We start from the raw sequence: 1,737 nt of genomic DNA, 5'->3' as shown, positions 1-1,737 counted from the left end.
GTGACGGGCATCGGATGCCGGGCTGAAGCGCATCGCGGGAACGCCGCGCCCGATGGCCTCGCGCAGGGAACTGACCGCGCGGCGAAGCACCTCCTGCGCCGTAATGCTGCCCGTGGTAAAGGCCACCTCGCCGGTGTGGGTGCTGAGCGCCACGGCTATGCCGTCGCCCAGGTCGGCGCTGATCCCCTCCAGTCGTCCTGCCACCCAGTCCGCGGTGAGCCGGCTCTCGTCACGCGTCAGCACGGCAAAGCGGCCGGTGGCAACGGTGTAGAGCAGCTCGCCAGTGGCAGGACGCAGCCGCAGCGGCAGCAGCGTGGCGACGTCCTTCAGCAGGCTCTCCACCGGGCCCATGCCCATCGAGCGCGCGAGTTCATAGGCGCGCGGCATGTCGATGCAGTCAATCAGCACCAGCCGGCGCGGCGTATTGTCCCCCGCCACTGCGAGATATTGCAGGTCGCGGATAAGGCGCTGGCGGTTAGGCAGGGCAGTGACCGGGTCAGCAAATCCGGCGGAGTGCCAGGCCTCCAGAAACGACATCACCAGAGCGGCCAGCAGCTTCAGGGTGGTAACCTGCTCAGCGCCAAACGGGTGCGGTGCGGTGTCCGTGACGCACAGCGTGCCGAGCACGATCCCCTCCCGGTTTTTGAGTGGCACGCCGGCATAGAAGCGGATGTAGGGCGCGCCGGTGATGAGCGGATGCGTCACAAAGCGGGCGTCCAGCCAGGTGTCGGGCACCACCACTGCACAATCATTGTCCACCGCGTGGCGGCAGAGGGAGTCTTCACGCGAGGACTGCGCGAGGGCGAAGTTGTGTGCGGCCTGCACGTGCTGGTGCTCGTCGTCCAGCACTGAAATAAAGCTGCCGGGTATGCCAAGCGCCTGGCTGGCCAGTCGGACAAACTTGCGCAGCACGTCATCGCGGCTTTCATCGGGACTGCGCAGCGCTTTCAGCGCCCGCGCGCGGCGATCGTTGTCGCCGTTAAGATTCATCAGCATGGGTTCCTCCGCCCCGGCCTGGTTCCGGTGCGAAATTATAAAGATAAAGTGGACGGTAACGAACCGTTATAAAAGACAATAACTGCGAAAGGAAAAAACGATTAAAAACTTTCTTATGGCGCTTACTATAGGCGCTGCCTGGTCTTATGTCATGCTTATTTTGTTTAGAAAATTATTTAGCGCAGCGCGATTCTTTAATTTTATCGTCGGGGAGTGTCCTTTTTTAATTATTCCTGCCAGAATCCTGTTAAATAAATGTAGCGCGCAACTTAATCACGCGCGCAATTAAAAATAAATGATAATGCTTTTTATTATTCAAAATAATAACAACACCGGGGAAACCTCATGCAGCTACTCAGACACTTTACCATCCGCCGCGTCGTGCTGTGGATGATGATCCTCTCCCTGGCCGTGGTGGCACTGGCCGGCAGCTACGGCGCGCTGACGCTGCGCGAAATGTACCGCCACGCCGACCGCGCCGACGTGCTGACGCAGCAGCTGACCTTTCTGACCCGCGCCGGCCTCGTCATGCAGGACGGGACGGCAGCCGTGACTAGACCGGGAGGGCGTCGTGTAGGGAAAGAGTGTACGTCCTGCAGTGGAACGCGCCGAACGGCGGATGCTTGAACAAAAGACGACGGCGCCCTCACAGGTGCGGATGCGTCAGAACTACCATCCACGGAACCCGCGCTTCGGCCGCGCCGTCCTCTCGAGACACCACCGTGTCTGACTAGCATAGCA

Annotated in this window: 1 protein-coding gene; it reads right to left on the bottom strand. The window is 60.6% G+C overall.

Features of this window, described 5'->3' with window-relative positions:
* On the bottom strand, positions 1-996 hold a 996-nt coding region (locus H7A81_RS27105; protein ID WP_182059321.1), incomplete at its 3' end, for a GAF domain-containing protein.
* Positions 997-1,737: the final 741 nt, after the last annotated feature.

This window comes from Pantoea sp. ME81 (assembly GCF_903970985.1).
In the GTDB taxonomy this organism is placed as follows: domain Bacteria; phylum Pseudomonadota; class Gammaproteobacteria; order Enterobacterales; family Enterobacteriaceae; genus Pantoea; species Pantoea communis.
Note: the sequence above shows the minus strand (reverse complement) of the source record. Positions and strands in the feature narration are given on the sequence as shown.